The organism is Pseudomonas sp. RA_15y_Pfl2_54 (assembly GCF_963971015.1).
Taxonomy (GTDB): Bacteria; Pseudomonadota; Gammaproteobacteria; order Pseudomonadales; family Pseudomonadaceae; genus Aquipseudomonas; species Aquipseudomonas baetica_A.
This window is the reverse complement of record NZ_CAXAPN010000043.1, coordinates 44,159-50,346: the sequence shown is the minus strand read 5'-3', so window position 1 is coordinate 50,346 and position 6,188 is coordinate 44,159. Positions and strand designations below refer to the sequence as shown.

Genomic DNA, 6,188 nt, shown 5'->3' with positions numbered 1-6,188 from the left:
AAGCAGCATCTTAAGTAATGCGGCTCTGCGTTCAGGTGAATAGTACGGCACGACCAGTCTCTTTCCGCCCCCGATATGCTTTTTTTGGAAAAACCGGAGAGGCGACAACTATCCTGACACCGGGGGCAAGATGAAAACGAGAACATACGCACGGAACAACCCAAGTGCGAAATCTCCGAGTTAACTCAAGAAGAGCGGAATCTTCTTACATGGTACAGGGCGATGTCCGAAGCGGATCGTGGATACATAAGCCATATATCGCAGGCGCTTACCCACAAGCCGTGACCCGTGAGGCTGATACAAGCCACCTCAACTTCGATGATTGATTGGATTGAAATGAAAACACCAAAGGAAACCCGGCCCAGCGTCGGGTTTTTTCATGTCTTTGGGGGAAGGGCGCCCATAAACAGCGCGCCCAACCACCATTCAAACGATCCAGGATCGTAGTTCAGTTAGTCGCTATTTTGCGGCTTTCACAATCGTTGGTCTGGGGCGAGGTGAAACGGCTTTCACCACATCATCGATCACCGCCTTGCCCATCGCCGTCAGAAAATGCGCAGCCCAGGCATACCGATCAGTGTGTTTCGCGAACGCCGCGTCTTCGGTGAGCGATTTAGCCAGGCAAAGCAGATCCGAGGCTTGAGTCAGCGCATCTTTAACCGGAACGCCGGCGCTGACGTGGAACAGCGGATTGTCGCCGCAGTAGAGGAAGGGTGTGTAGCCGATGGTTTTTTCTTCGACTTCTTCGATCATTGGCCACCTCCACAGGTGGAAAGGCATTGAAAGAAGAGTGAAGCATTGCATTGAGGGTAAAGCGGGATTTGTAGCGGACTTACAGGATGCATTGTCTAGCTCCTTGACATAGGGAGCTGCCGATTTCGTTACCAAGCGAAATGGGTGGCAGCTGTGCGCAGGTTGGTAAACCGGGAGTCAAGGAGACCGGCACGCCCGAAGGCGTCCCACGCACAGCCGCCATAACAAACTACGGGCTAGATAAGCCTGCAATTGTGAAGGCGCGCTGTTGCGCAACTCGTCGGGTTACCAAGCCCGATCGCTGATATGCAGCGACGTCTGGAGAATATTCCGGCGAATTGAAGGCTAGCAAGGCGCTTGCCTGCGAAAAGCACCTGAGTCGTGCTTACTTACGCAACTCGCGGATTTTGCCTACAACTTCGACCAGAGTCACTCGATATTCTGATCGCCATGTCAAAAAAGCCGCGGACTCACTTGCCTGTGACGCGCAGGCTTTGAATGAGAGATGAGGAGTCACCCCGTGAGAAAAATGAGATACAACGGCTATGTGGGCCGAATTGAATACAGTGATGAAGATGGCCTTTTTGTCGGCCAAATAACAGGAATCAAAGATCTCGTTGGATTTCACGGAACGTCAGTCGCGGAGCTGCGAGGAGCGTTTCAAGAGGCTGTAGTAGATTATCTCGAAACCTGTGCCCGGCTTGATCGCGTACCTCAAAAGCCGTATTCGGGTAATCGCTGACACCGTACCTGCAAACGGCAGGCGAAAAAAAACCGCCTTTGCTGGGCGGTTCTTTTGTAAGCCTTCGCTTGCGGCTCGGGCTAAGTACGTCTCACAGACAATACTGGCGTACGGTCATGTTATTAATCTTCGCTCATCCTCGCAAGGTGATTTTTGAGCCAGACGACCAAATCGCCGAAAAGTGCTTTTTGGTCGATAGCCCGAAGCGATGATGCTGGCAGAAATACCGATTTACAAAACCCCCTTATCCTTTTGCCAGAGAACCCCTGTGGATCAGGTTAAGATGCCGTCGCTCGTATGCCAGTGCGGCGGTGAGGTTTGGCTGGTGGCATAACAGATTTATGCCCTCTGACACGGTTTTGCACCCGTGCCGGATGATGCCTCGGAGGGGTCTCAACCGGCCGCCTCACAGGCAATACTGGCGTATCTGCTGAAGGCACGCGTGATCCGGTAAGTGTGCTGGAGGTTTGGCCCCCAACCTTGGAGGCCAAAACGTATGAAGCTTTTGCTGCGTACGCTGAGCCTCGTATGGAGATTGTTTAAAGCGTTTCGCTTTTACGAGTTCCTGCGAGACCACTTTGACGACCTGAAGTAGTAGTCGTTTTTGTGGGGGAAAGCCCGTTTCAGTTTCGGCTGAGGTGGGTTTTTTTTGGTCTAATAAGCTGTCATAAATGCGTTTTTCTATCAGCCGCTTCATCAGTGCGCGTAGGGCATTTCGTCGGCATCTGTAGGTATCATCCGGATAGTATGAATATACTGGTTATGCGTACAGTATTATTCGCACGAGAAACCGAACCGATGAAAACCTCAATCACTGTCGCATCTACCGCGCAGTCAAAAGACTTAACACGCTGGCAGACGATGCTCGCTGACAGATCCGCGCTTTTCGCTCGACCAGGCGCTCACCACAAAGCGCTCCTGATCGAAGCCCGTGCGCTGCACACAAATAAGGTGATAGATAGCGATGACCTCTGCGATCTGCTTGAGCTGGCGGATGGGGCGTTAGCCTTTGCGGTGGAATCGATGCTCGACATCGATGGTGAAGAGTAGGGGCACGGTATGCGCGTACTGGTAACCCCAATGAGGTCGCGCGGAATTGCGCTCGATCCAAAGGCTCGACGTCAGTACCCCGCGATAAGGGGCAATGTCATGGTCAACTCCTCGGTTTGTAAGGAGCTGGGACGGGCTGCCAACGTCGCTCGTGTAGATGTGGGAATGCCGCTTGATCCAGATCCCTTGCCCCCGTTGCTAGACGCCACACTCGCAGGCATGGCCGTCACCGGATTTGTCCTCAGCGGTATCGAGTACATCGAAGGCTGCGCGTACGCGCAGTCTTGGTGGTGTAGAGAAGAGTGAGCAGCCTTTCAATCAAGAACGGGGCGCGGCAACCCCGTCCATGACGACGGATGCGATTCACTTGATGTTGCTCGAAAGCTGGTAGCTTGCTTATGGCCGGAAAGGATCAGGCTCGCCATTGCATTGCTTCAATCGGGCAATAACGTCCGGGCCGGTTTTGGCGACATCGATCCTTCCTGTTTCATCCAGATAGATGTCAATGGTTCGACCCCATTTGGGTGTGATGTCGATGCACCTCTGAAAACCTTTATCAGTCCACCAATCGAACATCATGAAAAAGTCGTCGTCGGGAAATAGGTAGCCGAACTCAACCGCCGAGCCACCGTGCTTGATATCGCCTCTATGAATCCTGTCCTGAGTGTTCCAGACGTAGTGAAACTCTCCCTCGCTGTTCGGGGAAAAATTCACCGCTACGACCGGGGAGCCGAAATACCAAAAAGCGATCGGAAGGGCGACGAGGAGCAGAAGAACCCAGCGTCCATACCGGCGCCCGGTTTTATTTGCATTCATGTATTTTGATTCCTTTTCCCCATTCCTTAGGTGGTACTGCCAGCACTTGATCCATGATCATTTTGGCGGTGATACCCCCATTGGGATGTTGGCGATAGAGCTTCACGCCGATGCTGATGGATATTCGGTCGGGCGCATCATCCCACGCCCTGAGACCGTCGACATTTGCTGAGCGGTTTGGGCCGGGCAGTTCCCATTGTTCCTTGGGCTTCGTTACGACTTCCTCGGCTTTGCGTATAGCATCCGAAATTATTTGCTCACCGCCGGCACCATCCAGTAGCGCACTCTCGGATAGGCCTCCAGCCCTGCCGACATAACCATAATGAACGTTCGACCAAATGTCATAGAAGTACTCGTACTTTCCTTGTTTGTGCCAAACGCCCCCGATGGTCTTGCGGATGATCGGCTTGTGATCCCAGGGGCGATTTTGACCGACACGCTCAGTCCAAATAGCCAGTGCTCGGGCTTTCATTCCAAGCGCCAGACTATAGAAGTCTGGCTTGGGACCGAGTTGAGCCCAGAAGGGCAGCGCCATGTATTCTTTGGTTTTTGCATGGGCGTCGTAGCTGTTCAGTTCCTTCATCTGGCGAACGGCCGGGCTATTGATGTTGGTGTTCATTTCGGCCGCTATGTAACTCGCCAGTTTCTCCATCATGTCCGGGTCTTTACAGGCAGCGGGTTCGGCTTTTGGCTCGGGTTTCTTTTCGGGCTTTTTATCAGGCTGCTTGGCCGCTGCCTTCGGCGCTACCAGCGCATTAGCCGCAGTGGCCTTTTCAGTGAGCTTTGGATCGGCCAACAAGGTCGCCATCTTCTCATCGTCCACGGAACCATCGGGGCGGAAAGCCCCGAGCGCCATGAAATTGATGATTGTTGCACCACCAGCGTCTCCCATGACAAAGCCACCACCGACATTGCCTGATCCGGTGATGATCGTCCCGCCATGGCTGGTAGGACTTCCCAAGTGAGCCATCGGGCGGCCATTCACCTGGATAGAGGGAAAACCCGTCGTGATGACGGCGCCACATCCACAGGTATCACCGACACGGGCAGAGCCCATCGTGTTGATGTTTACGTCACCGCTGGCGGAGGCAATCGGGGTGGTGCCGTGACCTGGCAGTGGGCAGACGTGTTTGTCACCCAGGCGAGCAGAAGAAATCACTGGACGTCCTTGTAATTAATCCGTGTTCAAGAACCAGGTTTACGCTGGCTTGGGGAAGTTACCGGAAATAACCGGATGAGTCTGTAAGGAAAAGCTTAACTCTAGACTGCAGTGAGAAAGCTGATGCTTCTCCAGAGGTGGCTAGCCATTGCTACGCTATCATCTGCATGCCAAGCTGAACGAATAAGGTCAATCCTCTTGGGGCGCGTAGCTTGATTGACGTATCAATGCTCCTAACTAGAATAGTTGAACAAGATTAAACGAAGATAAGTAATCTGATGGAGGTGTGAGATATATGGACGAAGATTTCGGAGTTTGGGCTGACGATTTGATGGGGCGTAAAACAAGTGCCGAATTTTTAACGAGATATTTGTTAGCTAACGATCATGTGAAGGTTCTTAACGTAAATTCCGCATGGGGGGCCGGTAAGTCTTTTTTCTTGGAGCGTTGGGCCAAGGAATTGAATTCAAAGCATGTTTGTGTATATTTTAATGCTTGGGAGTCGGATTATTCTTCGGAGCCTCTAGTGGCGTTGATGGCTGCGTTGGAACAACAGTTAGTTGATTCTTCCTCAGCAGAGGCGACTGAGATCGGGCGAACGGCTATAAATACAGTTTCGAAACTAATTAAAAAAGGGACGCCTCTGGTAGTAAGAGGGCTATTCATGAAGTTTACGGGCGTGAATTTTAACGATTTAATTGGTGAGGGTGGTGATGACGCGGCAGGAAAGCTAGTAGAGGATTTAGTGGCAGAGCACGCTAGTGCAGAAAAAAATGTTGAAGAGTTTAAAGAAGCGTTAAGAGAAAGATTCTTGCAGGCTCGAGAAAATGAAGGTAAGAATACGCCTGTATTTATTTTTATCGATGAGCTTGATCGTTGTAGACCGACATATGCGATTGAATTGCTAGAGAGAATAAAACATTTTTTTGATATGGATGACTGCAAGTTTATCATCGCGTCTGATTCGAAGCAGTTGGCTCATTCTATAAAAGTGGTTTATGGGCAAAGCTTTGGATCAAGTCAGTACTTAAGAAGATTTTTTGATGCGGAGTTTTCTTTAGATAACCGAAATATATTCAAATTTGTACAGTCTGTATTGCCGGCTATTGATTCTTATCTTGTCGGGATTAATGTGCAGGGGCGAACCGTTATAACGCATGGAAAATATAATTCAGAGCGCACGGTGAGTGCAAATGGGTCTACTTTTTGCAGTGATTCTATGGAGTTTGATGAGAATACGTTGCTAACCGTCGCGTTGTGTAAAATTTTCAACGTTCAGCTGCGGGAGATTCTCAATTATGTTCGTCAGATCAAAGCAGCAAGCGATTTTATGGATGGTAGCGTTCACTTTTTTTGTTTGGCAATATTGATTTTCGCGAGGGCGCAAGGAAGTGATTTCTATCTGGAATTATTAAGCGGTGACGAGAGTGCTCTTAGAAAACATTGTCCTCTAGGTGCCGCGCTAACGGTCCACATGAATACTGAACTTGTTACGATAAATGACCTTTTGTTTTTTCATGTTAGTATAATGCGTGGCGTTGAACTCAGGTTTGAAGACACGACGCCGATGTGGAAAAAAAGAGTGTACAGTGACTACACCGAGAAACCAAAGCTGCGTAAGTACAAACCTGTGGTTGATTTGGCTCATCAGTTAAGTTAGCGGTTGCT

General features: G+C 50.5%; 6 protein-coding genes and 1 pseudogene. 4 read left to right on the top strand and 3 right to left on the bottom strand.

Translation table 11 applies throughout. The annotated features are described in order from the left end of the window. Positions 1-459 precede the first annotated feature (459 nt). On the bottom strand, positions 460-753 hold the full coding sequence (locus AACY50_RS25835; protein ID WP_339539458.1) for a DUF3077 domain-containing protein: 294 nt from the start codon (positions 751-753) through the stop codon (positions 460-462). Between the two features lie 529 nt (positions 754-1,282). Between AACY50_RS25835 and AACY50_RS25830 the strand changes: the two are divergent. From AACY50_RS25830 to AACY50_RS25820, 3 genes and pseudogenes are all read left to right on the top strand, one after another. Continuing rightward, positions 1,283-1,486: pseudogene (locus AACY50_RS25830) on the top strand (type II toxin-antitoxin system HicB family antitoxin); the annotation flags it as partial. 807 nt (positions 1,487-2,293) lie between these two features. Continuing rightward, complete coding sequence (locus AACY50_RS25825; RefSeq protein ID WP_339539456.1) at positions 2,294-2,545, top strand: hypothetical protein; 252 nt, start codon at positions 2,294-2,296, stop codon at positions 2,543-2,545. Between the two features lie 9 nt (positions 2,546-2,554). Next, positions 2,555-2,851, top strand: a complete 297-nt coding sequence (locus tag AACY50_RS25820; protein ID WP_339539454.1) for a hypothetical protein — start codon at positions 2,555-2,557, stop codon at positions 2,849-2,851. Positions 2,852-2,941: 90 nt separating this feature from the next. Here AACY50_RS25820 and AACY50_RS25815 read toward each other — a convergent pair whose 3' ends face one another. Continuing rightward, positions 2,942-3,361: a hypothetical protein gene (locus tag AACY50_RS25815; protein WP_339539452.1), complete on the bottom strand. Its 420-nt coding sequence runs from the start codon at positions 3,359-3,361 to the stop codon at positions 2,942-2,944. Next, on the bottom strand, positions 3,348-4,520 hold the full coding sequence (locus AACY50_RS25810; protein ID WP_339539450.1) for a polymorphic toxin type 44 domain-containing protein: 1,173 nt from the start codon (positions 4,518-4,520) through the stop codon (positions 3,348-3,350). The genes AACY50_RS25815 and AACY50_RS25810 overlap by 14 nt, the downstream gene beginning before the upstream one ends. Before the next feature lie 295 nt (positions 4,521-4,815). Between AACY50_RS25810 and AACY50_RS25805 the strand changes: the two genes are divergently transcribed. Then, entirely contained in the window at positions 4,816-6,180 is a 1,365-nt protein-coding gene (locus tag AACY50_RS25805; RefSeq protein ID WP_339539448.1) for a KAP family P-loop NTPase fold protein, read from the top strand. The last annotated feature ends 8 nt before the right edge of the window (positions 6,181-6,188 follow it).

Coding starts and splice junctions, on each gene's coding strand:
- AACY50_RS25815 (WP_339539452.1), bottom strand. CDS start 3,361: ATGAATGCAAATAAAACCGGGCGCCGGTATGGACGCTGGGTTCTTCTG.
- AACY50_RS25825 (WP_339539456.1), top strand. CDS start 2,294: ATGAAAACCTCAATCACTGTCGCATCTACCGCGCAGTCAAAAGACTTA.
- AACY50_RS25835 (WP_339539458.1), bottom strand. CDS start 753: ATGATCGAAGAAGTCGAAGAAAAAACCATCGGCTACACACCCTTCCTC.
- AACY50_RS25805 (WP_339539448.1), top strand. CDS start 4,816: ATGGACGAAGATTTCGGAGTTTGGGCTGACGATTTGATGGGGCGTAAA.
- AACY50_RS25820 (WP_339539454.1), top strand. CDS start 2,555: ATGCGCGTACTGGTAACCCCAATGAGGTCGCGCGGAATTGCGCTCGAT.